Origin of the sequence: Sporolactobacillus spathodeae (assembly GCF_016908935.1) — a bacterium.
GTDB lineage: Bacteria > Bacillota > Bacilli > Bacillales > Sporolactobacillaceae > Sporolactobacillus > Sporolactobacillus spathodeae.
In genome coordinates this window covers 122,894-139,299 of the sequence record NZ_JAFBEV010000001.1, presented here as the reverse complement: position 1 = coordinate 139,299, position 16,406 = coordinate 122,894, and the positions used below count along the sequence as shown (strand labels likewise).

Sequence of the window (16,406 nt, the reverse complement as noted above, 5' to 3'; positions counted from 1 at the left end):
TAGCGTTTTTTTTAAGAAAATATTTTTTACTTTATGGCATGAATTCTGACATCTGATCGGAGCTTGCCGCAAACTTTAAACTTCGTTATGATAGGGCGGAGGTGTTGCGTGTGAATCGAAATAGACTTTATATTTACTTGTCATTTATTGAAATCTTTTTTATTTTTATCATCCAATTATTTATGTGGCCACGATACTCACTGCTAACTTTCGCCAATGCCAGCTTCATTATTGGCTTATTTGCTCTCATAATTGGTCTGATTATTTTTGTCATTCAAGGCGGCTTCTTCGATTTCATCTACTACAGCTTCAAAAAAGTTCGGCATTCGTTCAAAAAAGATTCGGATTTGGTCGGTCGCTTTGAGCCACGCGATGGTTCACGAGCAGTGATCACATATCCGCTTATCTTCTCAGGTATCGCTTTATTTATCCTCTCCTTGATCCTTTCTCTTTACGTCTGAAAATGGCGGTCACGAAAACATCCATAACCAATAGAAACAAAAGCCGAAGGATTTGTCCTCCGGCTTTTGTTTCTAAGTAATCGATAAAACCACACCATTAAATAAAACAATCAATGTTTTGTAATATACGCGCCTGTAAAGTCAACAACTGGTCCGTAAACTGGATATTGAAGGCCTTTAACGTAAGGCTTTTGTGTCCAAACTTGACCGTCCTGATCGAGCGGGATAATGCCGTTATCTTTGATCAAGATTTTCTCCGCTTGCTGCAATTCGCGCCAACGTTTGGAAACGTTGGCTTCTTTTTCAGCCGAAGCAATCAGCTTGTCATAGGTTGTGTTTGACCAGCCGGATGAATTCTCAGGATGCCCCGTTGTAAACATGTCAAGATAGGTCATTGGATCCTGATAATCCGGTGCCCATCCAGCATATGAAAGATCAAATTTAAAATCTGTTTGCAGCTTTAGGAAATTGGCAAATGGCTGCTGATTAATTGTGACATGAACGCCTTTAAGTTTTTCGAACTGGCCAGCAAGATACTGATCAAAATTTTTCAGCTGATCACCGTCCTGAGTCAGGAAATTCAGATTCAACGTTTTTATCTTTAATTCTTTTTTCGCTGTTGCCCAGTCTTTCTGCGCCTGAGCTTCACTACCCATTGGATAGCCAGTTGGCGTACCTGTTCGGAAATCTTTTCCATCAGGACCTTTAACAAAGTCTTTCGGAACAGCAAAATTTGAAGGAACCGATCCGTTCTTCATCAATTGTGTGACAAAGGCCTGGCGATTGATCGATTCACTCAAAGCTTTTCGTAAAGCGGCATTGCGCAGGTATTTATTCGTCTTTTGATTGACGTATAAGAATCGCGTAGTTGAAGTCAGTCCGTAATGAACTTCTTTCGGAATGGTCTTCTTCAGTTGATCTGCAAAATCTCCTGAAACACTTTCTATGGTATCGGTAGCCCCCGTTTTATAAAGATTAACGCGTGTTGCTTCTTCCGTACTAATCTTGATGTTTATGTTGGTCAAATGAATTTTTTTTGCATCCCAATAATTGTTATTCTTGACATAAGTCCACCCTGATCCTTTATTCCAGCTTTGGAGCTTGAAAGGCCCGTCATAAAGCAGAGCGTCTGGACTCATGGCATAATTTTTTCCCTCTTTCGTGATGAAATCCTGTCTTTGCGGGAAAAACCCTGGTGTTGAAAGCAAACTTAAGAAAAATGGCGGCGCCGGCTTTGAAAAAGTCACTTGTACTTTGTCAGTGCCAATCGCTTTGATGCCCAATTTTTGATATTTACCATACATTGGATCTTTCGGATTTTCGATTTGCTCCGCATTTTTAATTCCAGCAGAAGCGTACAAGAAATTATAAGCAGGCTTTGCTTTCGGATCATTTTCATGCTGCCAGCCATAGACAAAGTTCTGCGCGGTAATCGGTTTGCCATCAGACCACTTAATGCCCCTTCTTAATGTAAACGTGTACGTTTTCTTGTCTGAACTGACCTTCGCGCCTGACGCCAGATCCCACTGCACTTTGTTATCGTGCATTCGTGTTAGCCCGCTGTTCACCATTTCCAATACATTCGTTGATTGCGTGTCGGTCGCTTGCGTGTAGTCTAATGTCGGAATATCCGAAGTTGTCGTGACTCGCAACACTTGTTTGGCAGCAAGCTGGTTGCTGCTCGATGATGCCGATGAACCGCTGCCCGAGCATGCTGACAACACAAGAACTGGAACGAGTGCAAGCGGCGCCAAACACTTTGCCCATTTTGTTTTTTGCATGTTATCCCCCCTAATTTCTTGTAGACAGGCCCAGTCATGAAAAAAGTGCGCTATGTAAACTGCATAACCGTTTAAACTGGCAAACCTTGGGATCATTATACACCTCTTGTTCTATTTATGAAGAGCAAATAACTATTTTTTCATATTTATCAAAATTATCTATTCATTGTCAATTTCATTTTTATACGAATACTAATCGATCGATACAGGAAAAATCACTCCAAATAAGCGATAATTTATTCGAATCCTTGCAACGATCAAAATAGAGTTTGCATTTCTGACTCAAAATCACTATACTGGTAATCAATAAAATTCATTGACGATGATAAAGAATAGTAACCCGCCCGAGTGCCTTTAGAGAGTCCCAATTGGTGAAAACGGATGGCCGATCGGACGGGCGAATGGACTTTGGAGTTTCGAACTGAACCTATTCGAAGAAGTAGGAGAGACGGGTTCCGCCCGTTATAGCGGGACCGGCTGAATCGCATTCAGTCGGAGCTGAGCTGTTTACGTCCGAGTGACGGAAACAATGAGGGTGGCACCGCGGTCTATTCGTCCCTTTTGGATGAAGGGCTTTTTTTTATACACTTTTTTAATGCGTACGAACGAAAACAGAGAGGTGGAAGAGTTATGTCACGAATTTTTTCAGGTGTACAGCCGACGTCAATCCCGACACTTGGCAATTATTTAGGCGCCATGCGTAATTTCGCTGCGCTTCAGGAGGGCAATGAATGTATCTATTGTATCGTTGATGAACACGCAATTACGGTTCCACAAGATCCGGCGGAAATTCAAAAGAATATCCATAACCTTGCGGCACTGTATCTGGCGATCGGCATTGATCCGAAACGGTCGATCCTATTCATTCAGTCTGAAGTGCCTTGTCACGCGCAACTCGGCTGGATCATGCAATGCACGAGCACAATGGGTGAACTGGAGCGAATGACACAGTTTAAAGATAAATCGAAAGGCAAACAGGCCATTCCTGCTGGTCTGCTCACCTATCCGCCGCTGATGGCTGCCGATATTCTGCTCTATCAGACCGAGCTCGTTCCAGTCGGCGCTGATCAGAAGCAACATATGGAACTGACGCGTGATCTCGCAGAACGCTTCAATAAGAAGTACGGCGAAGTATTTACCCTGCCGGAACCTTATATCCCGCCCGTTGGCGCTCGAATCATGTCACTTGCGGAACCGACTAAGAAAATGAGTAAGTCTGATTCCAATCGTAAAGCAACAATTTTCACTTTGGATAGTGAGAAAGATATTATCAAAAAGATCAAAGCCGCAACGACCGACACTGAAGCGTCGATTCGCTACGATCGCGAAAGCAAACCTGGTGTCTCTAATCTGCTCGATATTTTCTCACTCTGCACCGGTCGTTCAATTGACGAATTGACAACCGCTTATGAAGGAAAAGGCTACGGTGCGTTTAAAGCCGATGTTGCCGAAGCTGTTGTCGCTACCCTGAAACCGATTCAGGAACGCTATCAACAGTTAATTGGATCACCTGAACTGGATCAAATATTGGATGAAGGCGCAGAGAAAGCGTATGAAATTGCAAAGAAAACGCTGAAAGCCGCAGAAAAAGCACTCGGCATTGGCCGCGCCAATCGCTGACTAGACACTAATAAAAAGAGGCTACATACTATCGAAAGCCGCCCGACAAATGCGTCCGGCGGCTTTCCTTTTACGTGTTAAAAGCTTTATTGTACTTTCGGTCCGTGTTCGAGTTCCCATAGTTTTTCAAAATAAGACTGGCCTTTTATCATTCGTTCGCAAATACTTGCATGACGTTCAGACCAACCCGCGCTCATTCCACTGATCAGCTCGTGCCACGCTTCGTCAAACGTCATATGTCTGCTTTCTTCATAGCGGGTTGGAAACCACTCCGTAAACCAATAGCGCATCTCTTCAACACTACCTGTCGTATGCAGCTGGTCCAGTGCCATAAAAAGCAGTTGTTTCAGCTGTCGTTCCCGCCGCGTCAGCCCAATCATTAAGTCAGGGCTAAGTGAAAGCAAATGATAAGCTTTTTTTTGAGTCACAGGCATAGGATATTTTTCAGCAAGCATTTTTTCCGCCTTCTCCAGCACAATGCTTTCTTGGCGCGGAATCAAGCGGCTTTTGCGGACAGGAATCGCATAGCCCAATGTATCGGCAGCGATGCAACGCATGCCATCGGTCGCGATAAAACAATATTCTATAATTTCACGTTGATTATTCTTGCAGATAACACTCCGGTTGCGAACATCTTTGAGCAATTCCTGAGGAAGATCCTGCAGATCATTCTCAATAGAATCAAATAAAGCATGATCGATCTTTATCAGCGGCACTTGATCGAGCAGTTCAATAAAATCATGTTTGCGCCATTCATAAAATGCACAGACATTGTACCCATTTTCTTCACCTTCAAACCAATTGACCCAGACATCACTGATAATCTCCATGAATGCTTCGTCCCCTCATTTATTCTTTGAAAACATTATGGACAGCAAATAAGAAATTTATTCCACATCTGGCGGAGCTTCTGATCAGCATCATCGGATCAAATTATCATCTTAAGAAAAACTTTGGATAGCCAAGTTTATTTGTAAAAATTGCGTTCCGGCTGCTCGCTTGCTGCGGGCACCGCGCGTCTCCTCAGACAAGCGAGAATCTGCGGGGTCTCACTTGGCTCACTTTTCCCGCAAGGCATCAGCGCACCACGCTCCATTTTTGTACAAAAATCTTTCTTAACGTATTAAAAAGAGCGGGAGGCATGCCTCCCGCTCTCGCAAAATACTATATCTAATTAGTCTTGATATTTTTTAAATACAACAGTGGCGTTATGACCGCCAAAACCGAAGGAATTGCTTATTGAGATAGTTACATCCTTCTTTATCGCTTCGTTTGGCACATAATTCAAATCGCAGGCTTCATCCGGTGTCTGATAGTTGATGGTTGGCGGCACAACACCGTCTTCAATCGCCTTAATTGCAAAAATCGCTTCAATACCGCCTGAAGCACCTAGCAAATGCCCGGTCATTGATTTTGTCGAACTAATCGCCACATCATAAGCATGCTTACCGAAAACTGTCTTCACCGCTTCAGTTTCCATCGAATCATTGGCTTCTGTGCTTGTCCCGTGGGCATTGATATAATCGACCTGATCAGGGGTCAGGCTAGCATCTTTGAGCGCATTCTGCATCGCTCGGACGGCGCCGCTGCCATTTGGATCCGGACGAGTCACGTGGAACGCATCACTCGTTACGCCGTAACCAACAAGCTCAGCAATGATATGAGCGCCTCTATTCTTCGCCGATTCCAAATCTTCAAGGAGCAGAACACCAGCACCTTCACCCATGACAAATCCATCACGATTTTTATCAAAAGGACGGCATGCCGTTTTTGGATCAGGATTTGTCGATAGCGCACGTGCGGAGGAGAAACCAGCAAATGACATATTGGTCAACGGTGCTTCGCTGCCGCCGCAGATGATCGCGTCATTTTCACCGCATTGAATCGCTCGAAAAGCGTTGCCAATCGAGTCGGTTCCCGTTGCGCAAGCGGAAACCGAGCAGGCATTAATTCCCTTGGTGCCAAGTAGAATCGAGATTTGTCCGGAAGCCATATCCGGAATCATCATTGGCACGAAAAACGGGCTAACGCGCCGCCATCCCTTTTCAAGCGCCGTGCGTAATTCTTTTTCGTAGGTTTCCATGCCGCCGATTCCTGAACCGACCCATGCACCCGTACGTTCTGCATTTGTCTCATCAATTGTAAAACCTGCATCTTTAATCGCCATTTTGGCTGCCGCGACAGCAAACTGAGCAAAACGATCCATGCGGAGCGCTTCTTTATGATCAATAAAATCAGTCGGATTAAAGTCCTTGACCTCACCGGCAACTTTTGCACGAAAATCATCTGGATTGACTCGTGTGACGGCACCAATCCCTGACTTTCCGGCAATCGCGTTGGCCCATGTCGTTTTCACATCATTGCCAAGCGGTGTCACGGCTCCAAGTCCGGTAACTACGACTCTTCGTTTCATTAAATTCTCTCCTTTACACAACTTGGTTCTGAAAAAAACTAGATGATTTCTTCATTATAATTAATTTTCGTTCCTCACACAAAGAAAGGCAGTTGAACCGTATTAACGTCCCCAACGGATCGTTAGAGCGCCCCAAGTCAGCCCGCCTCCGAAACCGACCATGACAAGAACGTCCCCGTCTTTAATCAGTCCATTCTCGAGTGAATCAGCAAGTGCAAGCGGTATCGACGAAGCTGATGTATTCCCATATTTCTGTATCGTTTTGATCATTTTTTCTTCAGGAATGCCAAGCCGTTCACGTGACGCTTCCATAATGCGAATATTCGCTTGATGCGGAATCAGATAATCAATATCATCTTTCGTAAGTCCTGCTTTTTCAACGACATTGACCGCTGACTCGCCCATCTGTCGAACTGCGAATTTAAAGACTTCACGACCATTCATCCGAATCAGACTGCCCTCTTGATACAAGCTCTTTCCACCGCTACCATCAGCGCCAAGTTCATAGGACAAAATCCCTTTGCCTTCAGAGACCGGACCAACAACAGCAGCCGCAGCACCATCACCGAATAAAACGGCCGTCGCCCGATCTTTCCAATCCGTAATCTTAGATAACTTCTCGACACCAACAACCAAAATATGTTCATAAGCCTTTGTATCAACGAATTGTTTTGCAGTAACAACACCATAAATGAAACCGGAGCATGCAGCACTTATATCCATTGCAGGAATGTGGCGTGCGCCCAAACGATCCTGAAGCATGCAGGCAATAGATGGAAATGGCTGATCTGGCGTAATCGTTGCAACAAGAATCATGTCAATATCGTCAATTGTCAGTCCGGCGTTTTTAATGGCATTCTGAGCCGCTGCAAAGGCCATATCCGAGGTATCCACCGTATCATCGGCGATATGCCGTGCCTCGATGCCCGTGCGCGTGCGAATCCATTCATCCGAGGTATCCATCATTTTTTCCAAATCAAAATTAGTGAGTACGCGTTCGGGAACGAATTTACCCATTCCCAGTATTCCTGCGGACATCCGCAAATCCCCTCTCAAAATATAACAGTATATATAATGAACTGGTACTAATATTAATACAACGAGCATCTTTTGTCCAACAAGCCTTTTCGGCACCAAATGGCAACGGCCGAATAAAATGGTAGTAATCCTAGATCAGTTCTGTCAGGGGGGAGGGAAAACAATGGTTCAGCCTGGGCAAAACCCACGCGATTCGATTTACGATCCCTTTTCATACATGATGTTCGGGTCTCAGATGCCACCCGTTCAACCACCACAGGGATTTCACCCGAACAACAGCATTCAGCCACCGATGCCGCAGCAGCCAAACATGATGAAACCGTTTCTGGATCAGAACGGACATTTTGATGTTAGCAAAGTCGTTAACGGGGCCACGCAACTCGTTTCGGTCATTAATCAGACAGCACCGGCAATCAAACAGCTCTCACCACTTCTGAAATTCTTTCAAAGATAGTTGACCTTCTGGAGGGACAAACGCCCTCCTTTTTTTGCCCTTATGCATGCTCACCGATAAGCTGTACAATTTTTTGATTCATTGCCGATGCCTTCGGTTGATTTGTAAAAAAATGAACGACTTCAATTCCGCTGAACGAGGCGTCAGGCAGCTGGGCCGCAAATCTACAGACTTGATCGTCACTTTTCTCGGTAGCTTGATCCGTCCTAAAAATAATGGCTTTTTCTGGCCTGACATTCTTTACGTGCTCAATAAAAAAAAGTTCCATTTGATTGGTCATAAAACCTTCCGGTGTCTCTGGTAATACTTGCTGACGAAGATCCGGTGTCCTTCCACCGTATATCGCCGTCGAGGACAGATAGAAGAAAAAACGGGTAGCCAGTCGGTCTGCTTGTTCAAATACCGCTGCCATTCTCGCTTCCAATTGGAGTTGCGCTTTCGGATCGGCCCGAAGCATATCCAACAGGTAAACGATCTCGGCCCGAGGTATCGTTGTTGCTTTCTCTGCACGATGGAAAAGCGCGTTTCTGCCGAAAAAGAGCGAACGCTCTTCTTCCAATTCCCGTTCTGCAGCAGTGAGTGCGGAACTTAATGTATACACCGTTGTTCCACGGTTCAATAAAGTCTCTGTGATCCGGTAGCCGCAAGAGGACAAGCCGCCAAAAACAAGTGCGTGTCTCATCATCCACCTCCGCATTTTCTCCTTCTATCAGCTTATGAACTTGGTGGATGATCTAGTCAGCAATGGATAATATATGTGAGGATTTGTTCATTTGTTCTTGATATATCTATCAGAGAAGCTTGACTTCATTGAGTTTTTTTGCATCAATTGCGCTCCGGTCGCTTGCTCGCCACAGGCGCCATCACACATTGCTTTTTGGTCCGAATAACAATAGTAAATTTAAGATAGCTATTATTTAAAAAACCCTTCCTGACTGATCAGGAAAGGTTCAAGGACTGGAGATTCAATCATCTGAAATTCCTAGAGCGATTCGCGCATACCGCGACATCCGCTCCTTTGTCCACGGCGGATCCCAGACAAAATTGACCTCGGTTTCATTCAATTCTTCAATCTGAGAGAGCGACTGCTTCACTTCATTGGACAAAGTAGCGGAAAGCGGACACCCCATAAAAGTTAGCGTCATGGTGACAACCACGTTCTTATCTTCATCTATATCAACGCCGTAAACGAGTCCAAGATTTACAATGTCAACTCCAAGTTCCGGGTCAATGACTTCTTCCAGCGCCTCAAGCACCCGGTCCTTCAATTCTTCAGATACTTCTTCAGACACTAAAAATCCCCCCCTTCCATTGGATTTATCCGTCGGATGGGACGTAAACCCGAATGGATATCCGATACATATCCTTCATTTTGCGCGCCCGTTCTTTGGATAGTATTATTGTACTCGATTTATCCTTTCATTTCATCTGTTTTGAATTCACATGTAAAAATAGCCTGCTGCCATCGTGTTTTAATTTTTGTACAAAGTGCACAAAAAAATACCAAATGATGCTGTCATTCTGCCCTACCCTTTATGTAAACGTTTGCTTTAAAATAATTATATATTAATGAAGGAAGTGAACAGGTTATGGCAGAATTGCAGCTCAAACATATTTATAAAATCTATGACAATCAGGTCACTGCAGTCAAAGACTTTAATCTGAACATTGCCGACAAAGAGTTCATCGTTTTCGTTGGCCCTTCTGGCTGCGGTAAGTCAACGACGCTTCGAATGATAGCTGGTCTTGAAGAAATTTCCAAAGGGGATCTCTCTATTGATGGAAAAAAGATGAATGATGTCGCACCAAAGGATCGCGATATCGCCATGGTCTTCCAGAACTATGCGCTCTACCCGCATATGACCGTCTTTGATAATATGGCTTTTGGATTAAAACTACGCAAATTCTCAAAAGAGGCGATTAACAAGCGTGTCGAACAAGCAGCTGAGATACTTGGAATAAAAGACTATCTCAATCGCAAGCCAAAAGCATTGTCCGGTGGACAAAGGCAGCGCGTTGCACTTGGGCGGGCTATTGTCCGAGATGCCAAAGTATTTCTGATGGATGAACCGCTCTCCAATCTGGATGCCAAACTCCGTGTGCAGATGCGTTCAGAAATTGGCAAGCTTCATCAACGCCTTCAGGCAACGATGATTTATGTCACACATGATCAGACAGAAGCGATGACCATGGCTGACAGGATTGTTGTCATGAAGGATGGTGTCATTCAACAAGTTGGTACACCTAAAAATGTTTATGACTATCCCGTCAACTTATTTGTTGGCGGATTCATCGGTTCCCCGCCAATGAATTTCTTCAACGGACGGATCGAAGGGGAACGTTTCAGAGGTGATGGCATTGATCTGAAATTACCTGAAGGTCGATTAAAACTCCTACGCAACAAGTCTTTTATTGGAAAACAGGTTGTGATGGGCATTCGGCCTGAGGATATGCATGATGAGCCTGTCGTTGTCGAATCGAATTCAGATAGCGTCGTCAGCGCGAAAATCATAATTGCCGAGTTGACCGGTGCAGAATTCATGCTTCATTGCACAATGGGTACCAATCAATTTATTGCCCGTGTTGATGCGCGAACCGACTACCATCCGCAGGAACAGGTGAAGCTTAGCTTTAATCTGAATAAAGCGCATTTCTTCGATCCGGAGAGCAAGCAATCACTAACAGTTGACTAAGAAAGAGGATGCCGCAACAGTCACTTTTCAGACCTTGAGGCATCCTCTTTTTTGTGTACTTATTGATCTCTGTGCTGGAAAAAAACTATGAATGAATCCGATTGAGCTGCCGCTTAATTAAAGGGTTGCTAGATAAGCGAGCGTTAGACCGTCCATTCGTCTCAAAGAAATTCCTGTTTCCTCATGAAATTTATCGATGCGATATTGAAGCGTATTCCGGTGTAGAGAGAGTTTTTTTGCAGCTAGACTAATCGTTCCTTGCGCTTCCCAAAGCGCTTGAATGATCGGCCGCCAAAGTCTGTCTTGTCGAATCGCTTTGTTGATTTCTGCCAGAATCGCTGAATCCTTAATCGTCGCTTGTATCCATTGAAAATAACGCGATTCAACAGAAATGACTTTTGACCCGACGAAAACTTGTTCGTCGAACATTCGACTCTCTTCTTTATATGCTTCACGAAAATGTGAAGCTGTTCGATAACGGAGTCCGATCTGAAAACGGCAGGTGACCGAAAAATCACTTTCTAATGTATTGGCAATCGCCAATAACTCCTCAGCATTGATCATTCTATCCTGCTCAATGATTATGCCACTATTTAGTGATAAATAGATAAAGACTGCTGAAGATGGAAAAAAAGACGCTAATGCTCGCCGCCATTCAGTTAAGATATGCTGTTCAATCGACGACTGTAGCCTAAAGAAAGTAAATCGCAACTGTTGCTGTATCATGTAATCCGGTAGCGGTTTATCAAGGAAAAGATAATTATACCAACCATGGGATTTTTCAGAACAGGCAGGAACACGTTCTTGCTGAAATAGCCCGTGTAACAAAACACGCTCCCGATCAGTCAATTGATTGGATGAAATAGCGAAATAATACGCATCATTTTGAAAATAAAACGAACCCTTATTAGGGGTAAAAGGCCTATTCTGAACAATCATTTCTGGATAAAGCTGTTTTAACTTTTGAATATTCATCGACACAGGCCTCGCTTCCTTTACAGACAAATCCATCAATAATTGTGTCTCAAAATGGTTGGTTTTCTCTGAAGGTAAATAGCCGCTTCATACGGACGCAACTGCTGTTTTGAAGGGGTATCAGCCGTTCCTGGTAAATTGCTTAATAGCAGGTGCCACTCGCCCTCCATACCGGAATAGACTGCAGGCTCCTCACTGATATTCGCCAAAATTAGCAGCGCTTCCGTGTTTGTCGTACGTGTATAAACAAATAATTGGGGATCGTCAGGGAGAAACAGTTGAAAGTCACCCTCCGTAAAAATATCAAGGCTGTGCCGTAGCTGGATTAGCTGCTTATAGTAATAGAAAATCGAATCCGTATCCTGTAAGGCCTGTTCCACATTAATTTCTTTATAACGTGGATTCACTTTAAGCCAGGATTGTCCATCAGAAAACCCGGCTTGCTTATTTTTGTTCCATTGCATTGGCGTCCGTGCGTTATCCCGCCCGATCCGTTCGACCGCGTGACGAAACGCCTCTTTTGACAGGACTTTATTTTCGATGACCAATTCATTGTAAGCATTGTGAATTTCAAGGTCATTATAATCCTTTAAATCATAATGACAATTGACCATACCAATCTCTTCACCTTGATAAATAAATGGTGTCCCTTTTAAGCCGTGAAGGATTGTCGCAAAAGCCTTGGCGCACGGCACTCGATAGGTCGTGTCATTGCCAAACCGCGAGATCACTCGACCCTGATCATGGTTTTCGAAGTAAAGCGTGTTCCAGCCGTGATCAGCCAATGCCTCCTGCCATTTTGCTAGCACTTTTTTTAATCTCACTAATTGAAAAGGGCGTAATGCCCATTTTCCAGCAGGCGTTCCCTGCTGGATATCTACACTCATATGCGCAAAGCTAAAAATCATATTCAGCTCTTTGCGCCTCGGATCCGTATACTTTTTCGCTGCGTCAATATCTGAGCCATTGGCTTCACCGACCGTCATACACGGATATTGTGATAGGACTTCACGATTCATTTCCTGAATAAACTCATGAAGTCGCGGTCCGTTGGCATGCCACTTGCCAAGTACATATCTTTGATCACCAGTTGCCGGGTAATCAGGAAAGTCAAGAAATTTCGAAATCCCGCCAATCACGTCCATTCGCCAGCCATCAACCCCCTTGTCCATCCAAAAGCGCATGATGCGGTAGACTTGTTGACGGACTTCTTCATTTTCCCAGTTGAGATCAGGCTGCTCTTTCGCGAAGTAATGCAAATAGTATTGACCCGTTTGCTGATCCAGTGTCCAAGCGGAGCCTGAGAAATAGGAGCCCCAATTGTTCGGTTCTGATCCATCTGTCTTCGGATCTCTCCAGAAGTAATAATCGCGATATGGGTTATCCTTAGCTTTCCGGCTTTCCTGAAACCATTGATGCTGATCAGAGGTGTGATTCACCACAAGATCCATAATCACCTTTATCTTTCTAATATGTGCTTCTTTGATCAGGTGAAACATGTCTTCGTTCGTGCCGAACTTTGGGTCAATCATCCGATAATCGCTAATATCGTAGCCATTATCTTTTTGCGGCGACTGATAGACTGGGCTCAGCCAAATGGCGTCAACACCTAATTCGGCCAAGTAGTCTAACTTCTGTAGAATACCGTTCAGATCGCCGAAACCATCCCCGTCAGAATCTTTAAAACTACGCGGATAGACTTGATAAATAACAGCTTTTTTCCACCAATCACGCATTGATATTCTTCCCTTCTCGAGAACAATTTCCTATTATGCTACTTCACCGATCCTTCAGTCATTCCTTTAATAATTTGCTTCTGCGCAAAGAAATAGAAGATAATTATTGGCAAAATAGAAATGGTCAACCCAGCAAGTGCCAAATTCCATTGTTTCGTATACTCGCCAAAGAAATAGAACATTTTCAGCGGTATCGTCTGCGTGTCCGGTGCATTGATGACAAGCGATGGAAGCAAATAGTCGTTCCAAATCCAAATGGCGTTCAGAATTGCAACCGTTACCGTGATCGGTTTCAACATTGGAAAAATAACATACCAAAAGGTCTGCCAACGGTTGCAACCATCGATACGAGCCGCTTCGTCTAATGCGGTTGGAATCGACTTCAGCGATCCATGGTAGAGGAAGATAGAGAGACTGGATCCGAACCCAAGATACATGAAGATAATCCCAATTCGGTTGAGCATATGGACTTTACCAAATATCGAAACGAGCGGTATCATGACCGACTGAAAGGGGATAAGCATAGCAGATGCAAAAATCAGGAAAATAATCCCGCTGATTTTTTTCTTTGTCCGTACGAGCGCGTAGGCAGCCATCGATGAAAAGATAATGATGATGCTAACGCTGACAATCGTAATCAATACTGAATTCGTCAGTGATTTCAAAAAATCCAGTTGTTGCATGGCGTCGGGATAATTAGAAGCAGAAAATGGGTTTGGAAAGCCCAATGTGTTAACAAAAATATCCTTTTTAGTTTTCAAAGAATTGACGACCATTAAATAAAAGGGTAACAACCAGATAATACCGAGTAAGAATGACACCACTTGAATCATTCGAATCGACATGTGTTTGTTCTTCATTAAACTTCCACCTCCCGTTTCTTGCTATAGTAGACTTGTGTTAACGAGATGATGGCAACAATGAGAAAGAAAACCACTGCTTTGGATTGGCCAAGCGCCATATTATTTTGACTAAAAGCCGTATTATAAATATCCATTGCGAGCATTTGAGTCGAATCATAGGGACCGCCTGCGGTTAATGAAAGGTTCTGATCATATAATTTAAACGAATTAGACAATGTCAGAAAGACGTTTATCGTGAAAGCTGGCGCAATCATCGGTATCGTAATATGCAAGAAGCGTTGCCAAGCACTCGCCCCGTCAATCTCAGCCGCTTCAATCAGTTCATGATCGACATTCTCAAGGTAGGCGATATAGATGACCATAATATAGCCAGCATATTGCCAGCTCATCAGGATAATCATTCCCCAAAAGCCCGTTCCTGGTGTGGCTAGCCACGACTCAAGCGCTGATACGCCAATCACATTGCCAACGGCGGCAAACGCCTTGATAAAAATAAACTGCCAGATAAACCCGAGAATCAGACCGCCGATCAGATTCGGCATGAAAAACACCGTGCGCAGTAAATGTCTGCCTTTAAATTTCTGTGTCACAAGCATGGCAAGCGCGAGTCCAATCACGTTTTCCATGATAATAGCCACAACTGCAAATTTTGTTGTGAACCAAAGCGCATTCAAGAATGTCGTACTTTGAAAAACATTGATGTAATTTTTAATCCCAACAAAACGTGTCGCGATAATTCCATTCCAATCCGTAAACGAATAATATATCCCGAAGATTAAAGGGAGTATCACAACAAAGAATAATGCGAGCATGACCGGAGCAAGAAAGAGCCAAAACCATGTATTGTTGTTTTTCATTTGAATTTCTCCCATCCTAGCCGCGATAGTGTCTACCCTGACTTAACACGTGGTGCTTTTTAAGGTGTCGTGGCGTATCCACTTGTTCTAATCTGTTTTTTTCTCATATATGAAAAGAGGGTGAAGCAAATCAATAATTTGCTTCGCCCCAGATTTTCAGCCTTTATTGATTTCGACTTGTTTTCCAAGCATTCTGGCTATCTTTAACCAGTGCATCCCAACTCATTTTTCCACTTGTATATTTTTGAATATCCACACCGAGCGTATTCATGCCCCAACCTGTTGGATAACCCATGAATACCCAACCGATAGTTTTCTTCTTTTGGGCATAATCATAAATTTGTCTTGCCAATGAATCTTTAATTTTCGATGTATCATAGCCTTTGTAAGCCGGGATAAATTGGAAGTCTTCCAAGACCATCTTTTTGCCGGTGTTCGATGTGTACATCCAATTCAGAAAATCTTTTGCAGCTTTAATTTCTTGAGCACTCTTATTTGAATTGACCGCCCAATACATTGGCACACCAACAGGAATGCTGTCTGTCTTAAACCCGTCTACTGGAATTGGGAGCAGACCGATGCCAGAGTTTTCAAATTTTTTATTGATCCCAATAATGGTTGGCGACACCCAATCACCTTGCTGAATCATCGCTACTTTACCATTCGAGAAGTATTGTTCTACTTGTGCTGAATAATCAAGACTTGCCGTCGGTTGAACAGAATATTTCTGCTGAATATCCAGATATTGTTTGAATTGTTTTCCGTATTTAAATGAAACGGTCTTCGACTTGAACGCTTTAGTCACATCTTGATTAAACTCAGGTGAGAGAAAGACATTCGACGAATGCAAGCCAGTTACCCATGTTTCTTTTGCTGGAAGCGCATAGACGGCTTTAAGCCCAAGAGCCGCTTTTTTATCATTCAACTTTTTTGATACACTTTCCAAAGCCGCAAGCGAAGTAATCGAAGCCGGATCGATTCCTGCTTTGGCAAATATCTTTTTGTTATAAAGGATGCCGTAGCCTTCTTCGTTATACGGAAGTCCGTACACTTTACTGCCTTCCGTCACACCATTCAAAGTTCCTGGAAGCGCTAGTTTTGCTGTTTTCGTTCCTGACAGATCGGCGAGTTTTCCCTTCCAATCCTTCACATCAGAAGGACCACCTATATTGTAGATCGTTGGTTCATTCCCTGAGGCGAATTTTGATTTAAGTGCTGCACCATAATCACTGCCGCCACCGACAGTCGTAATCGTCACAGTAACATTCGGGTGCGTCTTCTCATATTCTTTCGCAAGTTGACTAAATTGCTTTTTAAACTCTACTTTATACTGAAAAATATTAATCGTTACCTTTTTGCTGCCTGAGCTTCCGGAACCTGAACACGCGGTCAGCGCAACAACCAATAATAAACTGATAACTGCCATCAACCACTTCTTTTTCATGCCGTCACTCCCCTTTTTCTGTTAGCAGATGGTCACTTCTCTCTATTTGACCGTCAGCCACTTAAATGTAT

Annotated in this window: 15 protein-coding genes; 4 read left to right on the top strand and 11 right to left on the bottom strand. The window is 43.6% G+C overall.

Annotated elements, in window-relative coordinates; all coding sequences use genetic code 11:
* Nucleotides 1-110: 110 nt before the first annotated feature.
* Entirely contained in the window at nucleotides 111-461 is a 351-nt protein-coding gene (locus JOC27_RS00590; RefSeq protein ID WP_205005044.1) for a DUF3899 domain-containing protein, read from the top strand.
* A gap of 110 nt (nucleotides 462-571) precedes the next feature.
* Here JOC27_RS00590 and JOC27_RS00585 read toward each other — a convergent pair whose 3' ends face one another.
* Entirely contained in the window at nucleotides 572-2,242 is a 1,671-nt protein-coding gene (locus JOC27_RS00585) for a peptide ABC transporter substrate-binding protein (RefSeq protein WP_205005043.1), read from the bottom strand.
* A 630-nt stretch (nucleotides 2,243-2,872) separates the two neighbouring features.
* Between JOC27_RS00585 and trpS the strand changes: the two genes are divergently transcribed.
* Nucleotides 2,873-3,862 carry a tryptophan--tRNA ligase gene (gene trpS / locus JOC27_RS00580; RefSeq protein WP_205005042.1) on the top strand — a complete coding sequence of 330 codons (990 nt, stop codon included), beginning with the start codon at nucleotides 2,873-2,875 and terminating at the stop codon, nucleotides 3,860-3,862.
* Between the two features lie 86 nt (nucleotides 3,863-3,948).
* Here trpS and JOC27_RS00575 read toward each other — a convergent pair whose 3' ends face one another.
* From JOC27_RS00575 to JOC27_RS00565, 3 genes are all read right to left on the bottom strand, one after another.
* The gene (locus JOC27_RS00575) at nucleotides 3,949-4,692 is read right to left on the bottom strand and encodes a DUF3603 family protein (protein ID WP_205005041.1); all 744 of its coding nucleotides are present in this window, start codon (nucleotides 4,690-4,692) and stop codon (nucleotides 3,949-3,951) included.
* A gap of 344 nt (nucleotides 4,693-5,036) precedes the next feature.
* Complete coding sequence (gene fabF / locus JOC27_RS00570) at nucleotides 5,037-6,275, bottom strand: beta-ketoacyl-ACP synthase II (RefSeq protein ID WP_205005040.1); 1,239 nt, start codon at nucleotides 6,273-6,275, stop codon at nucleotides 5,037-5,039.
* Nucleotides 6,276-6,377: 102 nt separating this feature from the next.
* On the bottom strand, nucleotides 6,378-7,313 hold the full coding sequence (locus JOC27_RS00565) for a beta-ketoacyl-ACP synthase III (RefSeq protein WP_205005039.1): 936 nt from the start codon (nucleotides 7,311-7,313) through the stop codon (nucleotides 6,378-6,380).
* A 163-nt stretch (nucleotides 7,314-7,476) separates the two neighbouring features.
* Between JOC27_RS00565 and JOC27_RS00560 the strand changes: the two genes are divergently transcribed.
* Nucleotides 7,477-7,767 (top strand): YppG family protein, encoded by a 291-nt coding sequence (locus JOC27_RS00560; protein WP_205005038.1) that lies wholly within the window; start codon nucleotides 7,477-7,479, stop codon nucleotides 7,765-7,767.
* A gap of 40 nt (nucleotides 7,768-7,807) precedes the next feature.
* Here the strand turns inward: JOC27_RS00560 and JOC27_RS00555 are convergent, their stop codons facing one another.
* Together JOC27_RS00555 and JOC27_RS00550 are read right to left on the bottom strand one after the other, a co-directional pair.
* Nucleotides 7,808-8,449 carry an NAD(P)-dependent oxidoreductase gene (locus tag JOC27_RS00555; RefSeq protein WP_205005037.1) on the bottom strand — a complete coding sequence of 214 codons (642 nt, stop codon included), beginning with the start codon at nucleotides 8,447-8,449 and terminating at the stop codon, nucleotides 7,808-7,810.
* A gap of 283 nt (nucleotides 8,450-8,732) precedes the next feature.
* On the bottom strand, nucleotides 8,733-9,059 hold the full coding sequence (locus JOC27_RS00550; protein ID WP_205005036.1) for a metal-sulfur cluster assembly factor: 327 nt from the start codon (nucleotides 9,057-9,059) through the stop codon (nucleotides 8,733-8,735).
* A gap of 297 nt (nucleotides 9,060-9,356) precedes the next feature.
* Here JOC27_RS00550 and JOC27_RS00545 point away from each other — a divergent pair, with 297 nt between their 5' ends.
* Nucleotides 9,357-10,460, top strand: a complete 1,104-nt coding sequence (locus JOC27_RS00545) for an ABC transporter ATP-binding protein (RefSeq protein WP_205005035.1) — start codon at nucleotides 9,357-9,359, stop codon at nucleotides 10,458-10,460.
* 117 nt (nucleotides 10,461-10,577) lie between these two features.
* On the opposite strand, the gene JOC27_RS00540 is transcribed toward JOC27_RS00545, so the two are convergent.
* The 5 genes from JOC27_RS00540 to JOC27_RS00520 form a co-directional block, all read right to left on the bottom strand.
* Complete coding sequence (locus JOC27_RS00540) at nucleotides 10,578-11,435, bottom strand: helix-turn-helix domain-containing protein (RefSeq protein ID WP_205005034.1); 858 nt, start codon at nucleotides 11,433-11,435, stop codon at nucleotides 10,578-10,580.
* Nucleotides 11,436-11,470: 35 nt separating this feature from the next.
* The gene (locus tag JOC27_RS00535; protein ID WP_205005033.1) at nucleotides 11,471-13,171 is read right to left on the bottom strand and encodes a glycoside hydrolase family 13 protein; all 1,701 of its coding nucleotides are present in this window, start codon (nucleotides 13,169-13,171) and stop codon (nucleotides 11,471-11,473) included.
* 38 nt (nucleotides 13,172-13,209) lie between these two features.
* Nucleotides 13,210-14,031, bottom strand: coding sequence for a carbohydrate ABC transporter permease (locus JOC27_RS00530; RefSeq protein ID WP_205005032.1), 822 nt, complete (start codon nucleotides 14,029-14,031; stop codon nucleotides 13,210-13,212).
* Nucleotides 14,031-14,891 carry a carbohydrate ABC transporter permease gene (locus JOC27_RS00525; protein WP_205005031.1) on the bottom strand — a complete coding sequence of 287 codons (861 nt, stop codon included), beginning with the start codon at nucleotides 14,889-14,891 and terminating at the stop codon, nucleotides 14,031-14,033. Before JOC27_RS00525 ends, JOC27_RS00530 begins: the two co-directional genes overlap by 1 nt.
* Before the next feature lie 163 nt (nucleotides 14,892-15,054).
* Complete coding sequence (locus JOC27_RS00520; RefSeq protein WP_205005030.1) at nucleotides 15,055-16,335, bottom strand: ABC transporter substrate-binding protein; 1,281 nt, start codon at nucleotides 16,333-16,335, stop codon at nucleotides 15,055-15,057.
* Nucleotides 16,336-16,406 lie beyond the last annotated feature (71 nt).

Coding starts and splice junctions, on each gene's coding strand:
- JOC27_RS00585 (WP_205005043.1), bottom strand. CDS start 2,242: ATGCAAAAAACAAAATGGGCAAAGTGTTTGGCGCCGCTTGCACTCGTT.
- trpS (WP_205005042.1), top strand. CDS start 2,873: ATGTCACGAATTTTTTCAGGTGTACAGCCGACGTCAATCCCGACACTT.
- JOC27_RS00575 (WP_205005041.1), bottom strand. CDS start 4,692: ATGGAGATTATCAGTGATGTCTGGGTCAATTGGTTTGAAGGTGAAGAA.
- fabF (WP_205005040.1), bottom strand. CDS start 6,275: ATGAAACGAAGAGTCGTAGTTACCGGACTTGGAGCCGTGACACCGCTT.
- JOC27_RS00565 (WP_205005039.1), bottom strand. CDS start 7,313: ATGTCCGCAGGAATACTGGGAATGGGTAAATTCGTTCCCGAACGCGTA.
- JOC27_RS00560 (WP_205005038.1), top strand. CDS start 7,477: ATGGTTCAGCCTGGGCAAAACCCACGCGATTCGATTTACGATCCCTTT.
- JOC27_RS00555 (WP_205005037.1), bottom strand. CDS start 8,449: ATGAGACACGCACTTGTTTTTGGCGGCTTGTCCTCTTGCGGCTACCGG.
- JOC27_RS00545 (WP_205005035.1), top strand. CDS start 9,357: ATGGCAGAATTGCAGCTCAAACATATTTATAAAATCTATGACAATCAG.
- JOC27_RS00540 (WP_205005034.1), bottom strand. CDS start 11,435: ATGAATATTCAAAAGTTAAAACAGCTTTATCCAGAAATGATTGTTCAG.
- JOC27_RS00535 (WP_205005033.1), bottom strand. CDS start 13,171: ATGCGTGATTGGTGGAAAAAAGCTGTTATTTATCAAGTCTATCCGCGT.
- JOC27_RS00530 (WP_205005032.1), bottom strand. CDS start 14,031: ATGAAGAACAAACACATGTCGATTCGAATGATTCAAGTGGTGTCATTC.
- JOC27_RS00525 (WP_205005031.1), bottom strand. CDS start 14,891: ATGAAAAACAACAATACATGGTTTTGGCTCTTTCTTGCTCCGGTCATG.
- JOC27_RS00520 (WP_205005030.1), bottom strand. CDS start 16,335: ATGAAAAAGAAGTGGTTGATGGCAGTTATCAGTTTATTATTGGTTGTT.